This is a genomic window from Pseudomonas sp. NCIMB 10586 (assembly GCF_023127895.1).
GTDB classification, from domain to species: Bacteria; Pseudomonadota; Gammaproteobacteria; order Pseudomonadales; family Pseudomonadaceae; genus Aquipseudomonas; species Aquipseudomonas synxantha_A.
In genome coordinates this window covers 61,049-85,287 of sequence record NZ_SPKQ01000010.1, presented here as the reverse complement: position 1 = coordinate 85,287, position 24,239 = coordinate 61,049, and the positions used below count along the sequence as shown (strand labels likewise).

Genomic DNA, 24,239 nt, shown 5'->3' with positions numbered 1-24,239 from the left:
CGCGTATTTTTGTTTATTTCGATGGCCGCGTAGGCCGTCCCCCAATTCAGGAAATACAGCAATGTCTATCTCCCAAGACGATATCCTCAACGCCGTAGCTGAAATGTCGGTTCTGCAGGTTGTTGAGCTGATCAAAGCTTTCGAAGAAAAATTCGGCGTTTCCGCTGCCGCTGCTTCCGCTGGCCCAGCTGCTGCTGCTGCCGTTGTTGAAGAGCAAACCGAATTCAACGTCATGCTGACCGAAGCTGGCGAGAAGAAAGTAAACGTGATCAAGGCAGTACGTGAACTGACCGGTCTGGGCCTGAAAGAAGCCAAGGCTGTAGTTGACGGCGCTCCTGCCATGGTTCTGGAAGCTGTTGCCAAAGACGCAGCTGACAAAGCCAAAGCTACTCTGGAAGAAGCAGGCGCTAAAGTCGAGCTGAAGTAAGCATCGACCTTGCGTCTCCAGCCCAAGCGTTAAGCTGAAGGCTGATGGCTGGTGGCTCTTGCCACCGGCCTTTTTCCGTTCTTGGCTGTCGACTCGGTCGCCGCCATTAACGCGCTGTAGCCACCCGAAGCGGTGGTGCAAACCATGGGGTTTGCAAGATTTTCTGGCTGCTCCCGTCGGAGGGGCCAAACAAGCAGGTGACCAAGCTGGGGAACGCTGATGGCTTACTCATATACTGAGAAAAAACGTATCCGCAAGGACTTTAGCAAGTTGCCGGACGTCATGGATGTCCCGTACCTTCTGGCTATCCAGCTGGATTCGTATCGTGAATTCTTGCAGGCGGGAGCGACCAAAGATCAGTTCCGCGACGTGGGCCTGCATGCGGCCTTCAAATCCGTTTTCCCGATCATCAGCTACTCCGGCAATGCTGCGCTGGAGTACGTCGGTTATCGCCTGGGCGAACCGGCATTTGATGTCAAAGAATGCGTGTTGCGTGGCGTTACGTACGCCGTACCTTTGCGGGTAAAAGTCCGTCTGATCATTTTCGACAAAGAATCGTCGAACAAAGCGATCAAGGACATCAAAGAGCAAGAAGTCTACATGGGCGAAATCCCATTGATGACTGAAAACGGTACCTTCGTTATCAACGGTACCGAGCGTGTAATCGTTTCCCAGCTGCACCGTTCCCCGGGCGTGTTCTTCGACCACGACCGCGGCAAGACGCACAGCTCCGGCAAACTCCTGTACTCCGCGCGGATCATTCCGTACCGCGGTTCGTGGTTGGACTTCGAGTTCGACCCGAAAGACTGCGTGTTCGTGCGTATCGACCGTCGTCGCAAGCTGCCGGCCTCGGTACTGCTGCGCGCGCTCGGCTATACCACTGAGCAAGTGCTGGACGCTTTCTATACCACCAACGTATTCAGCCTGAAGGATGAAACCCTCAAGCTGGAGCTGATCGCTTCGCGTCTGCGTGGTGAAATTGCTGTCCTGGACATCCAGGATGAGAAAGGCAAGGTCATCGTTGAGGCTGGCCGTCGTATCACTGCGCGCCACATCAACCAGATCGAAAAGGCCGGTATCAAAGAGCTGGAAGTGCCTCTGGACTACGTCCTGGGTCGCACGACCGCCAAGGTCATCGTTCACCCGGCTACAGGCGAAATCCTGGCCGAGTGCAACACCGAGCTGAACACCGAAATCCTGGCGAAAATCGCCAAGGCCCAGGTTGTTCGCATCGAGACCTTGTACACCAACGATATCGACTGCGGTCCGTTCATCTCCGACACTCTGAAGATCGACTCCACCAGCAACCAATTGGAAGCGCTGGTCGAGATCTATCGCATGATGCGTCCTGGTGAGCCACCAACCAAAGACGCTGCCGAAACCCTGTTCAACAACCTGTTCTTCAGCCCTGAGCGCTATGACCTGTCTGCGGTCGGCCGGATGAAGTTCAACCGTCGTATCGGTCGTACCGAGATCGAAGGTTCGGGCGTGCTGTGCAAGGAAGACATCGTCGCGGTACTGAAGACGCTGGTCGACATCCGTAACGGCAAAGGCATCGTCGATGACATCGACCACCTGGGTAACCGTCGTGTTCGCTGCGTAGGCGAAATGGCCGAGAACCAGTTCCGCGTTGGCCTGGTGCGTGTTGAGCGTGCGGTCAAAGAGCGTCTGTCGATGGCTGAAAGCGAAGGCCTGATGCCGCAAGACCTGATCAACGCCAAGCCAGTGGCTGCGGCGGTGAAAGAGTTCTTCGGTTCCAGCCAGCTTTCCCAGTTCATGGACCAGAACAACCCGCTGTCCGAGATCACCCACAAGCGCCGTGTATCCGCACTGGGCCCGGGCGGTCTGACCCGTGAGCGTGCTGGCTTCGAAGTTCGTGACGTACACCCGACGCACTACGGTCGTGTTTGCCCGATCGAAACGCCGGAAGGTCCGAACATCGGTCTGATCAACTCCCTGGCCGCTTATGCGCGTACCAACCAGTATGGCTTCCTCGAGAGCCCGTACCGTGTGGTGAAAGACGCTCTGGTCACCGACGAGATCGTGTTCCTGTCCGCCATCGAAGAAGCTGATCACGTGATCGCTCAGGCTTCGGCCACGATGAACGACAAGAAAGTCCTGATCGACGAGCTGGTAGCTGTTCGTCACTTGAACGAGTTCACCGTCAAGGCGCCGGAAGACGTCACCTTGATGGACGTTTCGCCCAAGCAGGTAGTTTCGGTTGCAGCGTCGCTGATCCCGTTCCTGGAGCACGATGACGCCAACCGTGCATTGATGGGTTCCAACATGCAGCGTCAAGCTGTACCGACCTTGCGTGCTGACAAGCCGCTGGTAGGTACCGGCATGGAACGTAACGTAGCTCGTGACTCCGGCGTTTGCGTCGTGGCTCGTCGTGGCGGCGTTATCGACTCCGTTGATGCCAGCCGTATCGTGGTTCGTGTTGCCGATGACGAAGTTGAAACTGGCGAAGCCGGTGTCGACATCTACAACCTGACCAAATACACCCGCTCGAACCAGAACACCTGCATCAACCAGCGTCCGCTGGTGAGCAAGGGTGATCGCGTTCAGCGTAGCGACATCATGGCCGATGGCCCGTCCACCGATATGGGTGAGCTGGCTCTGGGTCAGAACATGCGCATCGCGTTCATGGCATGGAACGGCTTCAACTTCGAAGACTCCATCTGCCTGTCCGAGCGTGTGGTTCAAGAAGACCGCTTCACCACGATCCACATTCAGGAACTGACCTGTGTGGCACGTGACACCAAGCTTGGTCCTGAGGAAATCACTGCAGACATCCCGAACGTGGGTGAAGCTGCACTGAACAAGCTGGACGAAGCCGGTATCGTTTACGTAGGTGCTGAAGTTGGCGCAGGCGACATCCTGGTGGGTAAGGTCACTCCGAAAGGCGAGACCCAACTGACTCCGGAAGAGAAGCTGCTGCGTGCCATCTTCGGTGAAAAAGCCAGCGACGTTAAAGACACCTCCCTGCGTGTACCTACCGGTACCAAAGGTACTGTCATCGACGTACAAGTCTTCACCCGTGACGGCGTTGAGCGTGATGCTCGTGCACTGTCCATCGAGAAGACCCAGCTCGACGAGATCCGCAAGGACCTGAACGAAGAGTTCCGTATCGTTGAAGGCGCGACCTTCGAACGCCTGCGCTCCGCTCTGGTAGGCCACAAGGCCGAAGGCGGCGCAGGTCTGAAGAAAGGTCAGGACATCACCGACGAAATTCTCGACGGTCTTGAGCACGGCCAGTGGTTCAAACTGCGCATGGCTGAAGACGCTCTGAACGAGCAGCTCGAGAAGGCCCAGGCCTACATCGTTGATCGCCGCCGTCTGCTGGACGACAAGTTCGAAGACAAGAAGCGCAAACTGCAGCAGGGCGATGACCTGGCTCCAGGCGTGCTGAAAATCGTCAAGGTTTACCTGGCAATCCGTCGCCGCATCCAGCCGGGCGACAAGATGGCCGGTCGTCACGGTAACAAAGGTGTGGTCTCCGTGATCATGCCGGTTGAAGACATGCCGCACGATGCCAATGGCACCCCGGTCGACGTCGTCCTCAACCCGTTGGGCGTACCTTCGCGTATGAACGTTGGTCAGATCCTTGAAACCCACCTGGGCCTCGCGGCCAAAGGTCTGGGCGAGAAGATCAACCGTATGATCGAAGAGCAGCGCAAGGTCGCAGACCTGCGCAAGTTCCTGCACGAGATCTACAACGAGATCGGCGGTCGCAACGAAGAGCTGGATACCTTCTCCGACCAGGAAATCCTGGATCTGGCGAAGAACCTGCGCGGCGGCGTTCCAATGGCTACCCCGGTGTTCGACGGTGCCAAGGAAAGCGAAATCAAGGCCATGCTGAAACTGGCAGACCTGCCGGAAAGCGGCCAGATGCAGCTGTTCGACGGTCGTACCGGCAACAAGTTCGAGCGCCCGGTTACTGTTGGCTACATGTACATGCTGAAGCTGAACCACTTGGTAGACGACAAGATGCACGCTCGTTCTACTGGTTCGTACAGCCTGGTTACCCAGCAGCCGCTGGGTGGTAAGGCTCAGTTCGGTGGTCAGCGTTTCGGGGAGATGGAGGTCTGGGCACTGGAAGCATACGGTGCTGCATACACTCTGCAAGAAATGCTCACAGTGAAGTCGGACGATGTGAACGGTCGTACCAAGATGTACAAAAACATCGTGGACGGCGATCACCGTATGGAGCCGGGCATGCCCGAGTCCTTCAACGTGTTGATCAAAGAAATTCGTTCCCTCGGCATCGATATCGATCTGGAAACCGAATAACACGTGACGCGAATCGAGAGCGTGGCCGTTTGGTCCGCTCTCTGCTCCGCCAGGAGGAAAGGCCTTGAAAGACCTACTGAATTTGCTGAAAAACCAGGGTCAAGTCGAAGAGTTCGACGCCATCCGTATTGGATTGGCATCGCCTGAGATGATCCGTTCGTGGTCGTTCGGTGAAGTTAAAAAGCCGGAAACCATCAACTACCGTACGTTCAAACCTGAGCGTGACGGCCTGTTCTGCGCCAAGATCTTTGGCCCGGTAAAGGATTACGAGTGCCTGTGCGGTAAGTACAAGCGCTTGAAGCACCGTGGTGTGATCTGCGAGAAGTGCGGCGTTGAAGTCGCACTGGCCAAGGTTCGTCGTGAGCGTATGGCGCACATCGAACTGGCTTCGCCGGTTGCCCACATCTGGTTCCTGAAATCGCTGCCGTCCCGTATCGGCTTGCTGATGGACATGACTCTGCGTGATATCGAACGCGTTCTCTACTTCGAGAGCTATGTCGTTATCGATCCAGGCATGACCACCCTTGAAAAGGGTCAGCTGCTGAACGACGAGCAGTACTTCGAAGCGCTGGAAGAGTTCGGTGATGATTTCGATGCCCGTATGGGTGCCGAAGCTGTCCGCGAGCTGCTGCACGCTATCGACCTGGAGCACGAGATTGGCCGTCTGCGCGAAGAAATTCCGCAAACCAACTCCGAAACCAAGATCAAGAAGCTGTCCAAGCGTCTGAAGTTGATGGAAGCCTTCCAGGGTTCCGGCAACTTGCCAGAGTGGATGGTGCTGACCGTTCTGCCGGTTCTGCCGCCAGACCTGCGTCCGCTGGTACCGCTGGACGGTGGTCGTTTCGCGACGTCCGACCTCAACGACCTGTATCGCCGCGTGATCAACCGTAACAACCGCTTGAAGCGCCTGCTTGACCTGTCCGCTCCGGACATCATCGTGCGCAACGAAAAGCGTATGTTGCAGGAAGCTGTCGATGCCTTGCTCGACAACGGTCGTCGTGGCCGCGCTATCACCGGTTCCAACAAGCGTCCTCTGAAATCCCTGGCTGACATGATCAAGGGTAAGCAAGGTCGTTTCCGTCAGAACTTGCTCGGTAAGCGTGTTGACTACTCCGGTCGTTCGGTAATTACCGTAGGCCCGACCCTGCGTCTGCACCAGTGCGGTCTGCCCAAGAAGATGGCACTTGAGCTGTTCAAGCCATTCATCTTCGGCAAGCTGGAAATGCGCGGTCTCGCGACCACCATCAAAGCGGCCAAGAAAATGGTCGAGCGCGAACTGCCAGAGGTTTGGGACGTTCTCGCCGAGGTGATCCGCGAACACCCGGTTCTCCTCAACCGTGCACCGACCCTTCACCGTCTGGGTATCCAGGCGTTTGAACCAGTACTGATCGAAGGTAAGGCTATTCAGCTGCACCCGCTGGTCTGTGCCGCGTACAACGCCGACTTCGACGGCGACCAAATGGCCGTGCACGTACCGCTGACACTGGAAGCCCAGTTGGAAGCGCGCGCGTTGATGATGTCGACCAACAACATTCTGTCGCCAGCCAACGGTGAGCCAATCATCGTTCCGTCGCAGGACGTTGTATTGGGTCTGTACTACATGACCCGTGAAGCGATCAATGCCAAGGGCGAAGGTCGTGTGTTCGCTGACCTGCAGGAAGTTGACCGTGTGTTCCGTGCCGGCGAAGCCGCACTGCACGCCAAGGTCAAAGTGCGGATCAACGAAACCGTCAATGACCGTGACGGCGGCAGCGTGAGCAACACCCGTATCGTCGACACCACTGTCGGCCGTGCGCTGTTGTACCAGGTTGTGCCAAAAGGTCTGTCGTACGATGTCGTCAACCTGCCGATGAAGAAGAAGGCGATCTCCAAGCTGATCAACCAGTGCTACCGCGTGGTTGGTTTGAAAGAGACCGTTATCTTCGCTGACCAGTTGATGTACACAGGTTTCGCTTACTCCACTATCTCCGGCGTTTCCATCGGCGTTAACGACTTCGTTATCCCGGATGAAAAAGCTCGCATCATCAGTGCCGCCACTGACGAAGTGAAAGAGATCGAGAGCCAGTACGCCTCCGGCCTGGTAACCCAGGGCGAGAAGTACAACAAGGTGATCGACCTTTGGTCCAAGGCGAACGACGAAGTTTCCAAGGCGATGATGGCCAACCTCTCGAAAGAGAAAGTCATCGACCGTCACGGCGACGAAGTTGACCAGGAATCCTTCAACTCGATGTACATGATGGCCGACTCGGGCGCACGGGGTTCTGCTGCGCAGATCCGTCAGCTCGCCGGTATGCGTGGCCTGATGGCCAAGCCGGATGGCTCCATCATCGAAACGCCGATCACTGCGAACTTCCGTGAAGGTTTGAGCGTACTTCAGTACTTCATCTCCACTCACGGTGCTCGTAAGGGGCTTGCGGATACCGCGTTGAAAACCGCTAACTCCGGTTACCTGACTCGCCGTCTGGTAGACGTTGCACAAGATCTGGTTGTAACCGAGATCGATTGCGGCACCGAGCACGGCCTGCTGATGACTCCGCACATTGAAGGCGGTGACGTTGTAGAGCCGCTGGGTGAGCGCGTATTGGGTCGTGTGATTGCCCGTGACGTGTTCAAGCCAGGTACCGAGGAAGTTATCGTTCCTGCTGGCACCCTGGTTGACGAAAAGTGGGTCGAGTTCATCGAGCTCAACAGCATCGACGAAGTGATCGTTCGCTCGCCGATCAGCTGCGAAACCCGCTATGGCATTTGCGCCAAGTGCTACGGCCGTGACTTGGCTCGTGGTCACCAGGTAAACATCGGTGAAGCGGTCGGCGTTATCGCTGCCCAGTCCATCGGTGAGCCGGGTACCCAGCTGACCATGCGTACGTTCCACATCGGTGGTGCGGCAAGCCGGACCTCCGCAGCCGACAGTGTTCAGGTGAAGAATGGCGGTACCGTCCGCCTGCACAACCTCAAGCACGTTGAGCGAGTGGATGGCCACCTGGTTGCTGTGTCCCGTTCCGGTGAGCTGGCAATCGCTGATGACTACGGTCGTGAGCGCGAGCGTTACAAGCTGCCGTACGGTGCTGTGATTTCGGTTAAAGAAGGTGACAAGGTCGACGCTGGCGCAATCGTGGCCAAGTGGGATCCGCACACTCACCCAATCGTTACCGAAATGAAAGGTACCGTGACCTACGTGGGCATGGAAGAAGGCATCACGATCAAGCGTCAGACTGACGAATTGACCGGTATGACCAACATTGAAGTACTCGACGCCAAAGATCGTCCAGCTGCCGGTAAAGACATCCGTCCTGCCGTGAAGATGGTTGATGACAACGGCAAGGATCTGTTGCTGCCAGGCACTGACGTAATCGCTCAGTACTTCCTGCCAGCCAACGCCCTGGTCGGTGTAGCGGATGGTGCGAAGATCGCGATCGGTGATGTTATCGCGCGTATCCCGCAAGAAACTTCGAAGACCCGTGACATCACCGGTGGTCTGCCGCGTGTTGCCGACTTGTTCGAAGCTCGTCGTCCGAAAGAAGCGTCGATTCTGGCTGAAGTCAGCGGCACCATCGCGTTCGGTAAAGAAACCAAAGGTAAGCGCCGTCTGGTCATTACTCCGAACGACGGTAGCGATCCGTATGAAGAGCTGATTCCGAAGTGGCGTCACCTGAACGTGTTCGAAGGCGAACAGGTAAACCGCGGTGAAGTTATCTCCGACGGCCCGAGCGATCCACACGACATCCTGCGTCTGCTGGGTGTGAGTGCTCTGGCCAAGTACATCGTTAACGAGATCCAGGACGTTTACCGTCTGCAAGGCGTGAAGATCAACGACAAGCACATCGAGACCATCCTGCGTCAGATGCTGCGTAAAGTTGAAATCGCTGAATCCGGCGATTCCAGTTTCATCAAGGGCGACCAGATGGAACTGACTCACGTACTGGTAGAAAACGAGCGCCTGGCGAACGAAGAGAAATTCGTTTCCAAGTTCACTCGCGTGCTGCTGGGTATCACCAAGGCGTCGTTGTCCACTGAGTCGTTCATCTCGGCGGCCTCCTTCCAGGAGACCACTCGCGTACTGACCGAAGCAGCGGTAACCGGCAAGCGCGATTACCTGCGCGGCCTGAAAGAAAACGTGGTCGTGGGTCGTCTGATCCCGGCGGGTACCGGTTTGGCTTACCACAGCGAGCGTAAGCGTCGCCGTGATGCTGACAAGCCGCTGCGCGTGAGCGCCAGTGAAGTGGAAGCTGCACTGACCGAAGCACTGAACTCAAGCGGTAACTGAGTTCTGCGATAGATGAGTCTGGGCCCTGACACTCCCGTTCGTCGGATCGAGGCATTTTTGCCCCGGTTCGGCGCGAGGGGAGGTCGGGGCCTTGCCTTGACTGGGGACAAGATCCTCTTTAGACTCTTGTACCCCTAAATTTGGCGGGAATTCGTTCCTGCCATTTTGCTTTTCTTGCAAGACAATAGCGTCGCAAGACAACAGTGGAGCTAGTAGATGGCAACTATCAACCAGCTGGTACGTCAGCCGCGTAAGCGTATCGTCGAGAAATCCGACGTACCTGCGCTGCAGAACTGCCCGCAACGTCGTGGCGTATGCACCCGTGTGTATACCACCACGCCGAAAAAACCTAACTCGGCACTGCGTAAAGTATGCCGTGTGCGTCTGACCAACGGTTTCGAGGTTTCCTCGTACATCGGCGGTGAAGGCCACAACCTGCAAGAGCACAGCGTGGTACTGATCCGCGGCGGTCGTGTAAAAGACTTGCCAGGTGTTCGTTATCACACCGTACGCGGCTCCTTGGATACTTCCGGCGTTAAAGGTCGTAACCAGGGTCGTTCGAAGTACGGTACCAAGAAGCCTAAGTAGTAGCGGCTTTTTGTAAACCTGAATCATCTTATTTTCTGAGTCGATAAGAGTAAGGTCGGAGGCGTCCCGAAAGGGCACCGATTCCGAGCGAACCTGAAGACCGTTTGAGGGCTTATCCATGCCAAGAAGACGCGTAGCAGCCAAGCGCGAAGTGCTTGACGATCCAAAATACGGAAGCCAAATTCTGGCCAAGTTCATGAACCACGTGATGGAAAGCGGCAAGAAAGCCGTTGCCGAGCGTATCGTTTATGGCGCGCTGGAAAAGGTTAAAGAACGCAAGAACAGCGACCCCCTGGAAATCTTCGAGAAAGCTCTCGACGCCATCGCTCCGCTGGTCGAAGTGAAGTCGCGCCGTGTAGGCGGTGCTACTTACCAGGTTCCGGTTGAAGTTCGCCCGTCCCGTCGTAACGCTCTGGCAATGCGCTGGTTGGTAGACTTCGCCCGTAAGCGCGGCGAGAAGTCTATGGCTCTGCGTTTGGCCGGCGAACTGTTGGACGCTGCTGAAGGTAAAGGTGCTGCTGTTAAGAAGCGTGAAGACGTGCACCGTATGGCTGAAGCTAACAAAGCTTTCTCGCACTACCGCTTCTAATTTTAGCTTCACTAATTTTGCGAGGGCTTTATGGCTCGTACTACTCCGATTAGCCGCTACCGTAACATCGGTATCGTCGCTCACGTGGATGCTGGTAAAACCACCACCACCGAGCGCGTACTGTTTTACACCGGCAAAAGTCACAAAATGGGCGAGGTGCATGACGGCGCCGCGACCACAGACTGGATGGTTCAGGAGCAGGAGCGTGGTATTACCATTACTTCTGCTGCTATTACCGCCTTCTGGAAAGGTTCCGAGAAGCAGTACAAAGACGAGCATCGCTTCAACGTAATCGATACCCCGGGCCACGTAGACTTCACTATTGAAGTTGAGCGTTCCCTGCGTGTACTCGACGGCGCTGTCGTTGTGTTCTGCGGCACCTCGGGTGTTGAGCCTCAGTCGGAAACCGTATGGCGTCAAGCCAACAAGTACGGTGTTCCACGTCTTGTTTATGTAAACAAGATGGACCGTGCTGGCGCCAACTTCCTGCGCGTGATCGGTCAGATCAAGCAGCGTCTGGGTCACACTCCGGTGCCTATCCAGTTGGCGATCGGTTCTGAAGATAACTTCCAGGGTCAGATTGATCTGATCAATATGGAAGCTGTCTACTGGAACGATTCCGATAAAGGTATGGTTCCTGTTCGCAAGCCTATCCCTGAAGAGCTTCAGGAACTGGCTGACGAGTGGCGCAACAACATGGTTGAGGCTGCGGCTGAAGCCAGCGAAGAGCTGATGAACAAGTACCTCGAAGGCGAAGAGCTCACCAACGTGGAAATCAAGGCCGCTCTGCGTCAGCGTACTATCGCTGGTGAGATCGTCTTGGCTGTTTGCGGTTCTTCCTTCAAGAACAAGGGTGTTCCCCTGGTTCTCGACGCCGTTATCGACTACCTGCCTGCTCCAACCGACATTCCTGCTATCAAGGGTACCAACCCTGATAACGAGGAAGAAGAGATGGAGCGTCATGCTGACGACAACGAGCCGTTCTCGGCTCTGGCGTTCAAGATCGCTACAGACCCATTCGTGGGTACTTTGACCTTCGTTCGCGTTTACTCGGGCGTGTTGGCCTCCGGCGACGGCGTGATCAACTCGGTTAAAGGCAAGAAAGAGCGCGTGGGCCGTATGGTGCAAATGCACGCAAACGCTCGCGAAGAGATCAAGGAAGTACGCGCTGGTGACATCGCGGCCCTGATCGGCATGAAGGACGTCACCACTGGTGAGACTTTGTGCGACGCTGCCAAGCCAATCATCCTGGTTCGCATGGACTTCCCGGAGCCGGTTATCTCGGTTGCCGTAGAGCCTAAGACCAAGGATGACCAGGAAAAAATGGGTATCGCTCTGGGCAAGCTTGCTCAGGAAGATCCATCTTTCCGCGTCAAGACTGATGAAGAGACTGGTCAAACGATCATCTCTGGCATGGGCGAGCTGCACCTGGACATCCTGGTTGACCGGATGCGCCGTGAGTTCAACGTCGAAGCCAACATCGGTAAGCCTCAGGTTTCCTATCGTGAGCGCATCACGAAGAACTGTGAAATCGAAGGCAAGTTCGTTCGTCAATCCGGCGGTCGTGGTCAGTTCGGTCACTGCTGGATCCGTTTTGCTCCTGCTGACGAAGGTCAGGAAGGTCTGCAATTCGTGAACGAAGTAGTAGGTGGTGTGGTTCCTAAGGAATACATCCCTGCTATCCAGAAGGGTATCGAAGAGCAGATGAAGAACGGTGTTGTTGCCGGCTATCCGCTGATCGGCCTGAAAGCAACCGTTTTTGACGGTTCTTACCACGACGTCGACTCCAACGAGATGGCGTTTAAGGTGGCTGCTTCCATGGCAACCAAGCAACTGGCCCAGAAGGGCGGTGGTGAGTTGCTTGAGCCAATCATGGCGGTAGAAGTTGTTACACCTGAAGACTATATGGGTGATGTCATGGGCGACCTTAACCGTCGTCGCGGCATGATCTTGGGTATGGAAGACACGGTTTCCGGCAAAGTGATTCGCGCCGAGGTTCCGTTGGGTGAGATGTTCGGTTATGCGACCGACGTTCGCTCCATGTCCCAGGGTCGCGCAAGCTACTCTATGGAATTCAAAAAATACAACACAGCTCCGGCGCACATCGCTGAAACTGTATCCAAAAAACAAGGCTGATTCAGTCCTTTAGGCAAGGAGTTAATTGTCGTGGCTAAAGAAAAATTTGATCGTTCCCTACCGCACGTAAACGTTGGCACCATCGGCCACGTTGACCACGGTAAAACCACTCTGACCGCTGCTCTGACTCGCGTCTGCTCCGAAGTTTTCGGTTCGGCTCGTGTTGACTTCGACAAGATCGACAGCGCACCAGAAGAAAAAGCTCGTGGTATCACCATCAACACCGCGCACGTTGAGTACAACTCGACTATTCGTCACTACGCTCACGTTGACTGCCCAGGTCACGCTGACTATGTGAAGAACATGATCACTGGTGCTGCCCAGATGGACGGCGCGATCCTGGTTTGCTCGGCCGCTGATGGTCCGATGCCACAAACCCGTGAGCACATCCTGCTGTCCCGCCAGGTTGGCGTTCCGTACATCGTGGTTTTCCTGAACAAGGCTGACCTGGTAGACGACGCTGAGCTGCTGGAACTGGTTGAGATGGAAGTGCGCGATCTGCTGAGCACTTACGACTTCCCAGGTGACGACACTCCGATCATCATCGGTTCTGCTCGTATGGCTCTGGAAGGCAACGACGAAAACGAAATGGGCACCACTGCCGTTCGTAAACTGGTTGAAACTCTGGACAGCTACATCCCAGAACCAGTTCGTCTGACCGACAAGCCGTTCCTGATGCCAATCGAAGACGTATTCTCGATCTCCGGTCGCGGTACTGTTGTGACTGGTCGTATCGAGCGCGGTATCGTTCGCGTTCAGGATCCATTGGAAATCGTTGGTCTGCGTGACACTACCGTCACCACCTGCACCGGTGTTGAAATGTTCCGCAAGCTGCTCGACGAAGGTCGTGCTGGCGAGAACTGCGGCGTTCTGCTGCGTGGTACCAAGCGTGACGACGTTGAGCGTGGCCAGGTTCTGGTTAAGCCAGGTTCGGTCAAGCCGCACACCAAGTTCACCGCAGAAGTTTATGTTCTGAGCAAAGAAGAAGGCGGCCGTCATACTCCGTTCTTCAAAGGCTACCGTCCACAGTTCTACTTCCGTACTACTGACGTGACCGGTAACTGCGAATTGCCAGAAGGCGTTGAAATGGTAATGCCAGGTGACAACATTCAAATGACTGTTACCCTGATCAAAACCATCGCAATGGAAGACGGTCTGCGCTTCGCAATCCGTGAAGGCGGCCGTACCGTTGGTGCTGGCGTTGTAGCTAAAATCATCGAGTAATCTCTCTTTTGAGTGAGCTTTGATGTTTTGAGAAAGCCCCCGCTTAGCGGGGGCTTTTTTATTGGGTTGACACCTATCTAGGGCGTCTATAGAATTGCGCCTCCTTTTAACGGGCGTATTGCGCCCGGTGGGAATAGCAGCCGGAGTCTGAAATCCAATGCAAAATCAGCAAATCCGTATCAGGTTGAAGGCTTTTGACCATCGCCTGATCGACCAATCCACCCAGGAAATCGTGGAAACCGCGAAACGTACTGGTGCTCAAGTGCGTGGTCCAATTCCACTGCCTACCCGTAAAGAGCGGTTCACCGTTCTGGTCTCCCCGCACGTCAACAAAGACGCGCGTGACCAGTACGAGATCCGTACTCATAAGCGCGTACTGGACATCGTCCAGCCAACGGATAAAACCGTTGATGCACTTATGAAGCTCGATCTGGCGGCCGGTGTGGAAGTACAGATCAGCCTCGGCTAAGACTTGGGTCTTAGTCGTGTAACGCTCTGAAATGGGCGGCCATAGCGGGTGAAAGCCCCGTACACTCATGAGGTTTACAACATGACTATTGGTGTAGTCGGTCGTAAATGCGGTATGACCCGTATTTTCACCGAAGAAGGTGTCTCCATTCCGGTCACGGTCATTGAGATCGAACCGAATCGCGTCACCCAGTTCAAAACTGAAGAAACCGATGGCTATCGTGCAGTGCAAGTCACTGTCGGCGAGCGTCGTGCTTCGCGCGTGACTGCTGCTCAAGCAGGTCACTTCGCTAAAGCAAACGTTGCAGCTGGTCGTACTGTTATGGAGTTCCGTCTTGAAGACGGCGACTACCAGGCTGGCGATCTGATCAACGCTGAAATCTTCGCCGCTGGTCAACTGGTTGATGTAACCGGTCAGTCCAAAGGTAAAGGCTTCCAGGGTACGATCAAGCGTTGGAATTTCCGTGGTCAAGACAACACTCACGGTAACTCCGTTTCCCACCGCGTCCCGGGCTCTATTGGCCAGTGCCAGACTCCTGGTCGTGTATTCAAGGGCAAAAAAATGTCCGGTCATATGGGCGCTGAGCGCGTGACCGTGCAGTCCCTCGAAGTAGTGCGCGTCGACGCTGAACGCAATCTGTTGTTGGTCAAGGGTGCTGTTCCTGGCGCTACTGGCGGCAACCTGGTTGTACGTCCAGCGGCCAAGGCTCGCGGTTAAGGGGAAGCTGACATGCAATTAAATGTAAATGACGCTCAAGCGATCGAAGTTTCCGAACTGACATTTGGCGGCGAATTCAACGAGACGCTCGTTCACCAAGCAGTCGTGGCCTACATGGCCGGCGGCCGTCAAGGTAGCAAGCAGCAAAAGACCCGTTCCGACGTACGTGGTGGCGGTAAGCGCCCTTGGCGTCAGAAAGGCACTGGCCGTGCTCGTGCCGGTACTATCCGTAGCCCAATCTGGCGTGGCGGCGGTACCACTTTCGCAGCTCGTCCACAGGATCACTCTCAGAAGCTCAACAAGAAGATGTACCGCGCAGCTCTGCGCTCCATCCTTGCTGAACTCGTGCGTACTGATCGTCTGGTCGTGGTTCAGGACTTCGCTGTCGAAAGTCCAAAAACCAAAGATCTGCTGGGCAAACTGAACAACATGAGCCTGACCGACGTTTTGATCGTGTCTGAAGCTGTTGATCAGAACCTGTACCTGGCTGCTCGCAACCTGCCACACGTTGATGTACGTGACGTGCAAGGTTCCGATCCAGTTAGTCTGATCGCATACGACAAGGTGTTGATCACCGTGTCGGCCGTGAAGAAATTCGAGGAGCTGCTGGGATGAACCAGGAACGCGTATTTAAAGTTCTGCTTGGCCCGCACGTTTCCGAAAAGGCTACGGTTCTGGCTGACAAGAAAGGCCAGTTCGTTTTCAAGGTTGCAACTGACGCAACCAAGCTGGAAATCAAGAAGGCCGTCGAAAGCCTGTTCAGCGTGAAAGTAGAGCGTGTTACTACCCTGAATGTTCTGGGTAAGAGCAAGCGCACTGCTCGCGGTCTGGGCAAGCGTAATGACTGGAAGAAGGCAGTTATCTCCCTTCAGCCAGGCCAAGATCTCGATTTCAGCAGCAGTGCTGAGTAAGGAAGGGGTGCATCATGGCAATCGTTAAATGCAAACCGACTTCCCCTGGCCGCCGTTTTGTGGTCAAGGTGGTCAACCAGGAGCTGCATAAAGGCGCTCCTCACGCACCGCTGCTCGAGAAAAAATCGAAGTCTGGTGGTCGTAACAACAATGGTCGCATTACCACTCGTCACATCGGTGGTGGCCATAAGCAGCATTATCGTCTGGTCGATTTCCGTCGCAACGACAAAGATGGCATCGCTGCCACTGTCGAGCGTATTGAATACGATCCAAACCGTACTGCTCACATCGCTCTGCTGCTGTACGCAGATGGCGAGCGTCGCTACATCATCGCCCCTAAAGGCGTGAGTGCTGGTGACCAGCTGATCGCAGGTGCTCTGGCGCCGATCAAGCCGGGCAACGCTCTGCAACTGCGTAACATTCCAGTTGGTAGCACCGTACACGGCATCGAATTGAAGCCAGGTAAAGGCGCGCAAATCGCTCGTTCCGCTGGTGCTTCGGCTCAGCTGATCGCTCGTGAAGGTGTCTACGTGACCCTGCGTCTGCGTTCTGGTGAGATGCGTAAAGTACTGGCTGAATGCCGTGCGACCCTGGGCGAAGTCTCGAACTCCGAGCACAGCCTGCGTTCGTTGGGTAAAGCTGGTGCCAAACGCTGGCGTGGCGTTCGCCCAACCGTTCGTGGTGTTGCCATGAACCCGGTTGACCACCCACACGGTGGTGGTGAAGGTCGTACCTCTGGTGGTCGTCATCCGGTATCGCCATGGGGCTTCCCGACTAAGGGCGCGAAGACTCGTGGTAATAAGCGTACCGACAAAATGATCGTCCGTCGTCGCAAGTAAATAGAGGGATACGACAGTGCCACGTTCTCTGAAAAAAGGTCCTTTTATTGATCTTCACCTACTGAAGAAGATCGAAGTGGCGGCGGAAAAGAACGATCGCAAACCAGTTAAGACCTGGTCGCGTCGTTCGATGATCCTGCCACAAATGGTCGGTCTGACCATCGCAGTACACAACGGTCGTCAACACGTCCCAGTTCTCGTTAACGAAGACATGGTCGGCCACAAACTGGGCGAGTTTGCCGGTACCCGCACTTATCGTGGGCACGTGGCAGACAAGAAAGCCAAGCGTTAAGGGGTTAGGAAATGGAAGTAGCCGCTAAGTTGTCGGGCGCTCGAATCTCCGCCCAGAAAGCCCGCTTGGTCGCCGACCAGATCCGCGGGAAGAAGGTGGGCGAAGCGCTCAACCTGTTGGCTTTCAGCAGTAAGAAAGCCGCCGAGATCATGAAGAAAGTGCTGGAGTCGGCCGTAGCCAACGCCGAGCATAACGAAGGCGCAGACGTTGATGACCTGAAGGTCAGCACCGTTTTCGTCAACGAAGGGCGTTCGCTGAAGCGCATCATGCCACGTGCCAAAGGCCGTGCTGATCGCATCGTCAAGCGGTCTTGCCATATCACTGTCAAGGTTGCTGACAAGTAACGGAGTCGAAGAGATGGGTCAGAAAGTACATCCCATTGGCATTCGCCTGGGAATCGTCAAGGAGCACACCTCCGTCTGGTACGCAGACGGTCGGACTTATGCGGACTATTTGTTCGCTGATCTGAAGGTGCGTGAGTATCTCCAAGACAAACTAAAAAGCGCGTCCGTAAGCCGTATCGATATCCATCGTCCGGCCCAAACTGCACGTATCACCATCCACACCGCTCGTCCAGGTATCGTTATCGGGAAGAAAGGTGAAGATGTTGAGAAACTGCGTCAGGACCTGACCAAGCAAATGGGTGTGCCTGTGCACATCAATATCGAAGAGATCCGCAAGCCGGAGCTCGACGGTATGCTGGTTGCGCAGAGCGTAGCTCAGCAGCTGGAGCGTCGCGTAATGTTCCGTCGCGCTATGAAGCGCGCCGTACAGAACGCCATGCGCATTGGTGCCAAAGGCATCAAAATCCAAGTGAGCGGTCGTCTCGGCGGTGCTGAAATCGCACGTACTGAATGGTATCGCGAAGGTCGTGTGCCACTGCACACCCTGCGTGCCGACATCGACTATGCCAACTACGAAGCTCACACCACTTACGGTGTGATCGGTGTAAAGGTTTGGATCTTCAAAGGCGAAGTAATTGGTGGTCGCCAAGAAGAACTGAAACCACAAGCACCAGCGCCTCGTAAAAAAGCTGCTAAGTAAGGGGTACGCCAAATGTTGCAACCTAAGCGTACGAAGTTCCGCAAGCAGATGACAGGCCACAACCGTGGTCTGGCTCAGCGCGGTAGCAAAGTCAGCTTCGGCGAGTTCGCGCTGAAGTCTGTAGCTCGTGGTCGTCTCACCGCTCGTCAGATCGAGTCAGCGCGTCGTGCTCTGACCCGTCACGTAAAACGTGGCGGCAAGATCTGGATCCGTGTATTCCCGGACAAGCCGATCTCCAAAAAACCTCTCGAGGTTCGGATGGGTAAAGGTAAGGGTAACGTGGAATACTGGGTTGCCCAGATTCAGCCAGGCAAAGTCCTGTATGAAATCGAGGGTGTTTCTGAAGAGCTGGCGCGTGAGGCTTTCGCCCTGGCTGCTGCAAAGCTGCCGCTCGCCACCTCCTTTGTTAAACGGACGGTGATGTGATGAAAGCGAATGAACTTCGTGAAAAATCCGCACAGCAGCTGAACGAGCAACTGCTCGGCCTGCTGCGCGACCAGTTCAATCTGCGTATGCAGAAAGCAACTGGCCAGTTGGGGCAGTCTCATCTGCTCTCGCAAGTTAAGCGTGACATCGCTCGCGTGAAGACTGTGCTCAACCAGCAGGCAGGTAAGTGATCATGGCTGAAGCCGAAAAGACTGTCCGTACGCTGACTGGCCGTGTTGTCAGCGACAAGATGGACAAAACCATCACCGTTTTGATCGAGCGTCGCGTTAAGCACCCGATCTACGGTAAATATGTTAAGCGTTCGACTAAGCTGCACGCGCACGACGAAACCAATCAGTGCCACATCGGCGACAAAGTCACTATTCGTGAAACTCGTCCGCTGGCCAAGACCAAGTCTTGGGCGCTGGTTGATGTTCTCGAACGCGCTGTGGAAGTCTAAGGACTAGGGGTCGGAGAAATTATATGATTCAGACTCAATCCATGCTCGATGTGGCCGATAACAGCGGCGCTCGCCGTGTTATGTGCATCAAGGTGCTGGGTGGCTCCCATCGTCGTTACGCTGGTATCGGTGACATCATCAAAGTTACCGTCAAGGAAGCAATTCCTCGCGGTAAGGTGAAAAAAGGCCAAGTGATGACTGCTGTTGTAGTCCGCACTCGTCACGGCGTACGTCGTGCTGATGGCTCCATTATCCGCTTTGATGGCAACGCTGCTGTTCTTCTGAACAACAAGCAAGAGCCGATCGGCACCCGTATCTTTGGGCCAGTGACCCGTGAACTTCGTACTGAGAAGTTCATGAAGATCGTCTCGCTCGCCCCAGAAGTGCTGTAAGGAGATCCGACATGCAAAAGATTCGTCGTGACGACGAGATCATCGTGATCGCCGGCAAAGACAAAGGTAAGCGCGGTAAGGTGCTTAAGGTTCTCGCTAATAACCGTCTGGTTATCGGTGGTCTGAACCTGGTCAAGCGTCATACCAAGCCTAACCCGATGTCGGGCGTGCAGGGCGGTATCGTCGAGAAAGAAGCTCCGCTGGACGCTTCTAACGTCGCCATCTTCAATGGCGAAACCAACAAGGCTGACCGCGTTGGTTTCAAAGTAGAAGACGGTAAGAAAATTCGTGTCTTCAAGTCGACCCAAAAAGCGGTTGATGCTTGAACACTGCTAGGTAGATTAGACCATGGCACGACTACAAGAGATTTACCGGAAGGAAATCGCCCCTAAGCTTAAGGAAGAACTTAAGCTCGGGAACGTGATGGAAGTTCCGCGCGTCACCAAAATCACCCTGAACATGGGTCTGGGCGAAGCGATCGGCGACAAAAAAGTCATCGAGCACGCTGTTGCCGACCTGGAAAAGATCACCGGTCAAAAAGTCGTTGTGACTTACGCTCGGAAATCCATCGCTGGCTTTAAAGTCCGTGAAGGTTGGCCGATCGGCGTCAAAGTGACTCTGCGCCGTGAGCGTATGTACGAATTCCTGGATCGTCTGCTGTCGATCTCCCTGCCTCGGGTCCGCGACTTCCGCGGCCTGAATGCCAAGTCCTTCGATGGTCGTGGTAACTACAGCATGGGCGTGAAAGAGCAGATCATCTTCCCGGAAATCGACTACGACAAGATCGATGCTCTCCGCGGTCTGGACATCACCCTGACCACCACTGCCAAGAACGATGATGAAGGTCGCGCCCTGTTGCGTGCTTTCAAATTCCCGTTCCGCAACTGATTGGAGTAGGACCATGGCCAAGATGAGCATGAAAAACCGCGAGCTGAAGCGTCAGCTCACGGTTGCCAAGTACGCCAAGAAGCGTGCAGCACTGAAAGCAATCATCGTTGATCTGAACGCAAGTCCAGAAGCGCGTTGGGAAGCTACAGTTGCTCTGCAGAAGCAGCCACGTGACGCAAGCGCTTCGCGCATGCGTAACCGCTGCCGCCTGACCGGTCGTCCACACGGCGTTTACCGCAAGTTCGGCCTCGGCCGTAACAAACTGCGTGAAGCGGCAATGCGTGGTGACGTACCAGGTCTGGTTAAAGCCAGCTGGTAAGTACTTTCAACGTCCAGGTGGTCGGAATCGCAAGATACTGACCGCCGGTGACCTTGAATCTGGATCAAGCCCCTTTTGGGGCTTGTTTCATTTCTGGAGTGTGTCTAAAATACGCGGCTCGCCTGAGCCCGTGTTTTTTGTGCTCGGAGATTCTCGGCGACATATGTAGCCGCAAGGCTAATTTTTTTGTATTAGGAGCGTCTAGCCCATGAGTATGCAGGACCCGTTAGCGGACATGCTAACTCGTATCCGTAATGCCCAGATGGCTGAAAAGTCCGTCGTAAGCATGCCATCTTCCAAGTTGAAGGTAGCTGTTGCCAAAGTCCTGAAAGACGAAGGCTACATTGCGGGTTATCAGATCAGCAGCGAAATCAAACCACTGCTGTCCATCGAGCTGAAGTACTTCGAAGGCCGTTCGGTCATCGAGGAAGTGAAGCGCGTTAGCCGTCCAGGCCTGCGTCAGTACAAGTCCGCTGAAGATCTGCCGAAAGTTCGTGGCGGTCTGGGCGTGTCTATCGTCTCCACCAACAAAGGTGTGATGACGGATCGTGCTGCGCGCGCTGCCGGTGTCGGCGGCGAAGTTCTTTGCACTGTGTTCTAAGGGGGGATAAGCATGTCTCGCGTCGCTAAGAACCCCGTTAAGCTGCCAGCCGGTGTCGAAGTCAAATTCGCAGGCCAACAGCTTTCGGTGAAGGGTGCCAAGGGTACTCTTGAACTGAACATCCATTCGTCCGTTGAGATCGTTGAAGAAGCTGGTGAGCTGCGTTTCGCTGCTCGCAATGGCGATCAACAAACTCGCGCAATGGCCGGTACCACGCGTGCGTTGGTAAACAACATGGTCCAAGGCGTAAGCCAAGGCTTCGAGCGCAAGCTCCAGCTGGTCGGTGTTGGTTACAAAGCGCAAGCAAAAGGCACGGTTTTGAACCTTGCCCTTGGCTTCTCGCACCCAGTGGATTACGAACTGCCAGCGGGCATCACTGCTGAGACTCCTAGCCAGACCGATATCCTGATCAAGGGCATCGACAAGCAGCTGGTAGGTCAAGTGGCCGCTGAGATCCGCGACTTCCGTCCACCAGAGCCGTACAAAGGCAAAGGTGTGCGCTACGCGGACGAAGTCGTCCGTCGTAAAGAAGCCAAGAAGAAGTAGGGCATAGCAAATGACCGACAAAAAAGTTACTCGACTGCGTCGCGCTCGCAAAGCACGCCTGAAAATGCACGAACTCGAAGTCGTGCGTCTCTGCGTGTTCCGCTCGTCGCAGCACATCTACGCCCAGGTCATCTCGGCCGACGGCAACAAAGTCCTGGCAAGCGCCTCGACTTTGGATAAAGAACTGCGTGATGGTGCCACTGGCAACATCGACGCGGCCACAAAGGTTGGCCAGCTGGTCGCTACGCGTGCTAAGGCCGCTGGCGTCTCGCAAGTGGCTTTCGACCGCTCTGGCTTCAAGTACCACGGTCGCGTGAAAGCGCTGGCTGATGCTGCTCGTGAAGCTGGGCTGGAGTTCTAAGTTATGTCAAATAACGACCAAAAGCGCGACGAAGGCTACATTGAGAAGCTGGTTCAAGTTAACCGCGTAGCCAAAACCGTTAAAGGCGGCCGTATCTTCACTTTCACCGCGTTGACCGTGGTGGGTGATGGTAAAGGGCGTGTTGGCTTCGGCCGTGGCAAGTCACGTGAAGTGCCTGCCGCGATCCAGAAGGCAATGGAAGCTGCTCGTCGCAACATGATCCAAGTTGATCTGAACGGCACTACTCTGCAGTACGCAATGAAGTCCGCTCACGGCGCTTCGAAGGTGTACATGCAGCCTGCTTCTGAAGGTACCGGTATCATCGCTGGCGGCGCTATGCGTGCTGTCCTCGAAGTTGCTGGCGTTCAGAACGTTCTGGCCAAGTGCTACGGCTCGACTAACCCGGTAAACGTGGTTCACGCCACTTTCAAGGGTCTGAAAGCTATGCAATCTCCTGAGTCCATCGCTGCCAAGCGTGGTCTGACTGTCAAGGAGATCTTCTGATCATGGCTACCGTTAAAGTAACGCTGATCAAAAGCATGACCGGCCGCATCCCTAACCACAAACTGTGTGTTAAAGGTTTGGGTCTGCGTCGCATCGGTCACACTGTAGAAGTCCAGGATACTCCCGAGAATCGCGGGATGATCAACAAGGCTTACTACATGCTGCGTGTAGAGGGTTAATCGATGAAACTCAATGATCTGAGTCCAGCGCCGGGTTCCCGTCGCGAAAAGCATCGTCCGGGCCGTGGTATCGGTAGCGGTTTGGGTAAGACTGGTGGCCGTGGCCACAAAGGTCAAACCTCCCGCTCCGGTGGCACCATCGCTCCAGGCTTTGAAGGCGGTCAACAGCCGCTGCATCGTCGCCTGCCTAAGTTCGGTTTCGTATCCCTGAAAGCCATGGACCGCGCAGAAGTGCGTCTGTCCGAGCTGGCTAAAGTGGAAGGCGACATCGTTACTGTGCAGACCCTGAAAGATGCCAACGTGATCAACGTCAACGTACAGCGTGTGAAAATCATGCTGTCCGGTGAAGTGACTCGCGCTGTCACTATCGGCAAGGGAATCGGCGCCACCAAAGGTGCGCGTTCGGCTATCGAAGCAGCTGGCGGCAAGTTCGAGGAATAAATGGCTAAGCAAGGTGCTCTCTCAGCGCTCGGCAAAGGCGGTATGTCTGAACTTTGGGCTCGTCTGCGTTTTCTGTTCCTGGCGATTATCGTCTACCGAATAGGCGCACACATCCCGGTTCCAGGTATCAACCCGGACCGACTCGCAGACCTGTTTCGACAGAATGAGGGGACCATTCTTAGCTTGTTCAACATGTTTTCCGGCGGTGCGCTGGAGCGGATGAGCATCTTTGCACTGGGGATCATGCCGTACATTTCGGCGTCGATCATCATGCAACTGATGACAGCCGTCAGCCCGCAGCTGGAGCAGTTGAAGAAGGAAGGTGAAGCTGGCCGTCGCAAGATTAGCCAGTACACCCGCTACGGCACTGTAGTCCTCGCCCTGGTTCAAGCTATCGGCATGTCCGTTGGCCTGGCAGGGCAGGGCGTTGCGTTCACTGGTGACTTTGGCTTCCATTTCGTCGCGGTATCCACGTTTGTGGCTGGTGCGATGTTCATGATGTGGCTGGGTGAACAGATTACTGAGCGTGGTGTTGGTAACGGTATCTCGATGTTGATTTTCGCAGGTATCGTCGCCGGTCTTCCGAGAGCAATCGGGCAGTCTTTCGAGTCTGCGCGTCAGGGTGATATCAATATCTTCGCCCTGGTTGCTATCGGTTTGCTGGCAGTAGCGATTATCGGTTTTGTGGTGTTCATTGAGCGTGGCCAGCGTCGTATTGCTGTTCACTACGCCAAGCGTCAGCAGGGCCGTAAGGTTTTTGCTGCGCAGACCAGCCACTTGCCGCTGAAAGTGAATATGGCCGGTGTTATTCCGGCAATTTTCGCGAGCAGCATCTTGCTGTTTCCGGCTTCGTTGGGTACCTGGTTTGGTCAGTCTGAAAATATGGGCTGGCTGCAGGACCTCTCTCAGTCGATCGCTCCTGGTCAGCCGTTGAATATTCTGCTGTTTAGTGCAGGGATTATTTTCTTCTGCTTCTTCTATACGGCGTTGATGTTCAATCCGAAAGACGTAGCGGAAAACCTGAAGAAGTCCGGTGCCTTTATTCCGGGTATCCGTCCAGGTGAGCAGTCGGCACGCTACATTGATGGCGTTCTGACTCGTTTGACCCTGTTCGGTGCTCTATATATGACGGCCGTGTGTCTGTTGCCCCAGTTCCTGGTGGTTGCAGCAAACGTTCCGTTCTACCTTGGCGGGACCTCGTTGCTGATCGTGGTCGTGGTTGTGATGGACTTCATGTCCCAAGTACAATCGCACCTCGTTTCGCACCAGTACGAATCCCTGATGAAGAAAGCCAACCTGAAGGGCTACGGCAGCGGCATGTTGCGCTGA

The 24,239-nt window shown here is 55.1% G+C and carries 29 protein-coding genes; all 29 read left to right on the top strand.

Annotated elements, in window-relative coordinates:
* The first annotated feature begins 61 nt into the window (after nt 1–61).
* On the top strand, nt 62–427 hold the full coding sequence (gene rplL, locus E4P01_RS05675; protein ID WP_005791984.1) for a 50S ribosomal protein L7/L12: 366 nt from the start codon (nt 62–64) through the stop codon (nt 425–427).
* Between the two features lie 219 nt (nt 428–646).
* Nucleotides 647–4,720, top strand: a complete 4,074-nt coding sequence (rpoB, locus tag E4P01_RS05670; RefSeq protein WP_019819139.1) for a DNA-directed RNA polymerase subunit beta — start codon at nt 647–649, stop codon at nt 4,718–4,720.
* A gap of 64 nt (nt 4,721–4,784) precedes the next feature.
* Nucleotides 4,785–8,984 carry a DNA-directed RNA polymerase subunit beta' gene (gene rpoC / locus E4P01_RS05665; protein ID WP_005791982.1) on the top strand — a complete coding sequence of 1,400 codons (4,200 nt, stop codon included), beginning with the start codon at nt 4,785–4,787 and terminating at the stop codon, nt 8,982–8,984.
* A 216-nt stretch (nt 8,985–9,200) separates the two neighbouring features.
* The gene (gene rpsL / locus E4P01_RS05660) at nt 9,201–9,572 is read left to right on the top strand and encodes a 30S ribosomal protein S12 (protein ID WP_002555494.1); all 372 of its coding nucleotides are present in this window, start codon (nt 9,201–9,203) and stop codon (nt 9,570–9,572) included.
* Between the two features lie 118 nt (nt 9,573–9,690).
* On the top strand, nt 9,691–10,161 hold the full coding sequence (gene rpsG / locus E4P01_RS05655) for a 30S ribosomal protein S7 (protein ID WP_002555493.1): 471 nt from the start codon (nt 9,691–9,693) through the stop codon (nt 10,159–10,161).
* A gap of 30 nt (nt 10,162–10,191) precedes the next feature.
* Nucleotides 10,192–12,297, top strand: coding sequence for an elongation factor G (fusA, locus tag E4P01_RS05650; RefSeq protein ID WP_005791981.1), 2,106 nt, complete (start codon nt 10,192–10,194; stop codon nt 12,295–12,297).
* A 30-nt stretch (nt 12,298–12,327) separates the two neighbouring features.
* Nucleotides 12,328–13,521, top strand: a complete 1,194-nt coding sequence (tuf, locus tag E4P01_RS05645; protein WP_005791980.1) for an elongation factor Tu — start codon at nt 12,328–12,330, stop codon at nt 13,519–13,521.
* Between the two features lie 157 nt (nt 13,522–13,678).
* The gene (gene rpsJ / locus E4P01_RS05640) at nt 13,679–13,990 is read left to right on the top strand and encodes a 30S ribosomal protein S10 (protein ID WP_003186070.1); all 312 of its coding nucleotides are present in this window, start codon (nt 13,679–13,681) and stop codon (nt 13,988–13,990) included.
* An 81-nt stretch (nt 13,991–14,071) separates the two neighbouring features.
* Nucleotides 14,072–14,707, top strand: coding sequence for a 50S ribosomal protein L3 (rplC, locus tag E4P01_RS05635; RefSeq protein ID WP_003194649.1), 636 nt, complete (start codon nt 14,072–14,074; stop codon nt 14,705–14,707).
* A 12-nt stretch (nt 14,708–14,719) separates the two neighbouring features.
* Nucleotides 14,720–15,322: a 50S ribosomal protein L4 gene (gene rplD / locus E4P01_RS05630; RefSeq protein ID WP_003176424.1), complete on the top strand. Its 603-nt coding sequence runs from the start codon at nt 14,720–14,722 to the stop codon at nt 15,320–15,322.
* Nucleotides 15,319–15,618 (top strand): 50S ribosomal protein L23, encoded by a 300-nt coding sequence (gene rplW, locus E4P01_RS05625; protein ID WP_002555488.1) that lies wholly within the window; start codon nt 15,319–15,321, stop codon nt 15,616–15,618. The genes rplD and rplW overlap by 4 nt, the downstream gene beginning before the upstream one ends.
* Nucleotides 15,619–15,632: 14 nt before the next feature.
* Complete coding sequence (gene rplB / locus E4P01_RS05620) at nt 15,633–16,457, top strand: 50S ribosomal protein L2 (RefSeq protein WP_003186055.1); 825 nt, start codon at nt 15,633–15,635, stop codon at nt 16,455–16,457.
* A 16-nt stretch (nt 16,458–16,473) separates the two neighbouring features.
* A complete protein-coding gene (gene rpsS, locus E4P01_RS05615; protein ID WP_002555486.1) occupies nt 16,474–16,749 on the top strand; it encodes a 30S ribosomal protein S19 in 276 nt (91 codons plus the stop codon).
* Nucleotides 16,750–16,760: 11 nt separating this feature from the next.
* Complete coding sequence (gene rplV / locus E4P01_RS05610) at nt 16,761–17,093, top strand: 50S ribosomal protein L22 (protein ID WP_003103908.1); 333 nt, start codon at nt 16,761–16,763, stop codon at nt 17,091–17,093.
* A 13-nt stretch (nt 17,094–17,106) separates the two neighbouring features.
* Nucleotides 17,107–17,793 carry a 30S ribosomal protein S3 gene (gene rpsC / locus E4P01_RS05605; RefSeq protein ID WP_003176422.1) on the top strand — a complete coding sequence of 229 codons (687 nt, stop codon included), beginning with the start codon at nt 17,107–17,109 and terminating at the stop codon, nt 17,791–17,793.
* A gap of 12 nt (nt 17,794–17,805) precedes the next feature.
* Nucleotides 17,806–18,219, top strand: coding sequence for a 50S ribosomal protein L16 (gene rplP, locus E4P01_RS05600; RefSeq protein ID WP_003176421.1), 414 nt, complete (start codon nt 17,806–17,808; stop codon nt 18,217–18,219).
* The gene (rpmC, locus tag E4P01_RS05595; protein WP_002555481.1) at nt 18,219–18,410 is read left to right on the top strand and encodes a 50S ribosomal protein L29; all 192 of its coding nucleotides are present in this window, start codon (nt 18,219–18,221) and stop codon (nt 18,408–18,410) included. Before rplP ends, rpmC begins: the two co-directional genes overlap by 1 nt.
* 2 nt (nt 18,411–18,412) lie before the next feature.
* Nucleotides 18,413–18,679 carry a 30S ribosomal protein S17 gene (rpsQ, locus tag E4P01_RS05590; protein WP_003176419.1) on the top strand — a complete coding sequence of 89 codons (267 nt, stop codon included), beginning with the start codon at nt 18,413–18,415 and terminating at the stop codon, nt 18,677–18,679.
* 23 nt (nt 18,680–18,702) lie between these two features.
* On the top strand, nt 18,703–19,071 hold the full coding sequence (gene rplN / locus E4P01_RS05585; RefSeq protein ID WP_002555479.1) for a 50S ribosomal protein L14: 369 nt from the start codon (nt 18,703–18,705) through the stop codon (nt 19,069–19,071).
* 11 nt (nt 19,072–19,082) lie between these two features.
* Nucleotides 19,083–19,397: a 50S ribosomal protein L24 gene (gene rplX, locus E4P01_RS05580; RefSeq protein ID WP_003176416.1), complete on the top strand. Its 315-nt coding sequence runs from the start codon at nt 19,083–19,085 to the stop codon at nt 19,395–19,397.
* A gap of 22 nt (nt 19,398–19,419) precedes the next feature.
* Entirely contained in the window at nt 19,420–19,959 is a 540-nt protein-coding gene (gene rplE, locus E4P01_RS05575; protein ID WP_003194642.1) for a 50S ribosomal protein L5, read from the top strand.
* A 13-nt stretch (nt 19,960–19,972) separates the two neighbouring features.
* A complete protein-coding gene (gene rpsN, locus E4P01_RS05570) occupies nt 19,973–20,278 on the top strand; it encodes a 30S ribosomal protein S14 (protein ID WP_003176414.1) in 306 nt (101 codons plus the stop codon).
* Nucleotides 20,279–20,486: 208 nt separating this feature from the next.
* On the top strand, nt 20,487–20,879 hold the full coding sequence (rpsH, locus tag E4P01_RS05565; protein ID WP_003176413.1) for a 30S ribosomal protein S8: 393 nt from the start codon (nt 20,487–20,489) through the stop codon (nt 20,877–20,879).
* Between the two features lie 12 nt (nt 20,880–20,891).
* The gene (gene rplF / locus E4P01_RS05560) at nt 20,892–21,425 is read left to right on the top strand and encodes a 50S ribosomal protein L6 (RefSeq protein WP_003194640.1); all 534 of its coding nucleotides are present in this window, start codon (nt 20,892–20,894) and stop codon (nt 21,423–21,425) included.
* Nucleotides 21,426–21,435: 10 nt separating this feature from the next.
* Nucleotides 21,436–21,786, top strand: coding sequence for a 50S ribosomal protein L18 (gene rplR / locus E4P01_RS05555; protein ID WP_003186037.1), 351 nt, complete (start codon nt 21,436–21,438; stop codon nt 21,784–21,786).
* A gap of 3 nt (nt 21,787–21,789) precedes the next feature.
* Nucleotides 21,790–22,290 carry a 30S ribosomal protein S5 gene (rpsE, locus tag E4P01_RS05550; protein ID WP_003176409.1) on the top strand — a complete coding sequence of 167 codons (501 nt, stop codon included), beginning with the start codon at nt 21,790–21,792 and terminating at the stop codon, nt 22,288–22,290.
* 2 nt (nt 22,291–22,292) lie between these two features.
* The gene (gene rpmD / locus E4P01_RS05545) at nt 22,293–22,469 is read left to right on the top strand and encodes a 50S ribosomal protein L30 (protein WP_003176408.1); all 177 of its coding nucleotides are present in this window, start codon (nt 22,293–22,295) and stop codon (nt 22,467–22,469) included.
* Nucleotides 22,470–22,472: 3 nt separating this feature from the next.
* Nucleotides 22,473–22,910 (top strand): 50S ribosomal protein L15, encoded by a 438-nt coding sequence (gene rplO / locus E4P01_RS05540; RefSeq protein WP_003176407.1) that lies wholly within the window; start codon nt 22,473–22,475, stop codon nt 22,908–22,910.
* On the top strand, nt 22,911–24,239 hold the full coding sequence (secY, locus tag E4P01_RS05535; RefSeq protein ID WP_003194637.1) for a preprotein translocase subunit SecY: 1,329 nt from the start codon (nt 22,911–22,913) through the stop codon (nt 24,237–24,239).

What these genes read in the sequence shown, in the direction of transcription:
- rplL (WP_005791984.1), top strand. Translation starts at nt 62, where the DNA reads ATGTCTATCTCCCAAGACGATATCCTCAACGCCGTAGCTGAAATGTCG.
- rpoB (WP_019819139.1), top strand. Translation starts at nt 647, where the DNA reads ATGGCTTACTCATATACTGAGAAAAAACGTATCCGCAAGGACTTTAGC.
- rpsL (WP_002555494.1), top strand. Translation starts at nt 9,201, where the DNA reads ATGGCAACTATCAACCAGCTGGTACGTCAGCCGCGTAAGCGTATCGTC.
- rpsG (WP_002555493.1), top strand. Translation starts at nt 9,691, where the DNA reads ATGCCAAGAAGACGCGTAGCAGCCAAGCGCGAAGTGCTTGACGATCCA.
- fusA (WP_005791981.1), top strand. Translation starts at nt 10,192, where the DNA reads ATGGCTCGTACTACTCCGATTAGCCGCTACCGTAACATCGGTATCGTC.
- rpsJ (WP_003186070.1), top strand. Translation starts at nt 13,679, where the DNA reads ATGCAAAATCAGCAAATCCGTATCAGGTTGAAGGCTTTTGACCATCGC.
- rplC (WP_003194649.1), top strand. Translation starts at nt 14,072, where the DNA reads ATGACTATTGGTGTAGTCGGTCGTAAATGCGGTATGACCCGTATTTTC.
- rplD (WP_003176424.1), top strand. Translation starts at nt 14,720, where the DNA reads ATGCAATTAAATGTAAATGACGCTCAAGCGATCGAAGTTTCCGAACTG.
- rplW (WP_002555488.1), top strand. Translation starts at nt 15,319, where the DNA reads ATGAACCAGGAACGCGTATTTAAAGTTCTGCTTGGCCCGCACGTTTCC.
- rplB (WP_003186055.1), top strand. Translation starts at nt 15,633, where the DNA reads ATGGCAATCGTTAAATGCAAACCGACTTCCCCTGGCCGCCGTTTTGTG.
- rplV (WP_003103908.1), top strand. Translation starts at nt 16,761, where the DNA reads ATGGAAGTAGCCGCTAAGTTGTCGGGCGCTCGAATCTCCGCCCAGAAA.
- rpsC (WP_003176422.1), top strand. Translation starts at nt 17,107, where the DNA reads ATGGGTCAGAAAGTACATCCCATTGGCATTCGCCTGGGAATCGTCAAG.
- rplP (WP_003176421.1), top strand. Translation starts at nt 17,806, where the DNA reads ATGTTGCAACCTAAGCGTACGAAGTTCCGCAAGCAGATGACAGGCCAC.
- rpmC (WP_002555481.1), top strand. Translation starts at nt 18,219, where the DNA reads ATGAAAGCGAATGAACTTCGTGAAAAATCCGCACAGCAGCTGAACGAG.
- rpsQ (WP_003176419.1), top strand. Translation starts at nt 18,413, where the DNA reads ATGGCTGAAGCCGAAAAGACTGTCCGTACGCTGACTGGCCGTGTTGTC.
- rplN (WP_002555479.1), top strand. Translation starts at nt 18,703, where the DNA reads ATGATTCAGACTCAATCCATGCTCGATGTGGCCGATAACAGCGGCGCT.
- rplX (WP_003176416.1), top strand. Translation starts at nt 19,083, where the DNA reads ATGCAAAAGATTCGTCGTGACGACGAGATCATCGTGATCGCCGGCAAA.
- rplE (WP_003194642.1), top strand. Translation starts at nt 19,420, where the DNA reads ATGGCACGACTACAAGAGATTTACCGGAAGGAAATCGCCCCTAAGCTT.
- rpsN (WP_003176414.1), top strand. Translation starts at nt 19,973, where the DNA reads ATGGCCAAGATGAGCATGAAAAACCGCGAGCTGAAGCGTCAGCTCACG.
- rpsH (WP_003176413.1), top strand. Translation starts at nt 20,487, where the DNA reads ATGAGTATGCAGGACCCGTTAGCGGACATGCTAACTCGTATCCGTAAT.
- rplF (WP_003194640.1), top strand. Translation starts at nt 20,892, where the DNA reads ATGTCTCGCGTCGCTAAGAACCCCGTTAAGCTGCCAGCCGGTGTCGAA.
- rplR (WP_003186037.1), top strand. Translation starts at nt 21,436, where the DNA reads ATGACCGACAAAAAAGTTACTCGACTGCGTCGCGCTCGCAAAGCACGC.
- rpsE (WP_003176409.1), top strand. Translation starts at nt 21,790, where the DNA reads ATGTCAAATAACGACCAAAAGCGCGACGAAGGCTACATTGAGAAGCTG.
- rpmD (WP_003176408.1), top strand. Translation starts at nt 22,293, where the DNA reads ATGGCTACCGTTAAAGTAACGCTGATCAAAAGCATGACCGGCCGCATC.
- rplO (WP_003176407.1), top strand. Translation starts at nt 22,473, where the DNA reads ATGAAACTCAATGATCTGAGTCCAGCGCCGGGTTCCCGTCGCGAAAAG.
- secY (WP_003194637.1), top strand. Translation starts at nt 22,911, where the DNA reads ATGGCTAAGCAAGGTGCTCTCTCAGCGCTCGGCAAAGGCGGTATGTCT.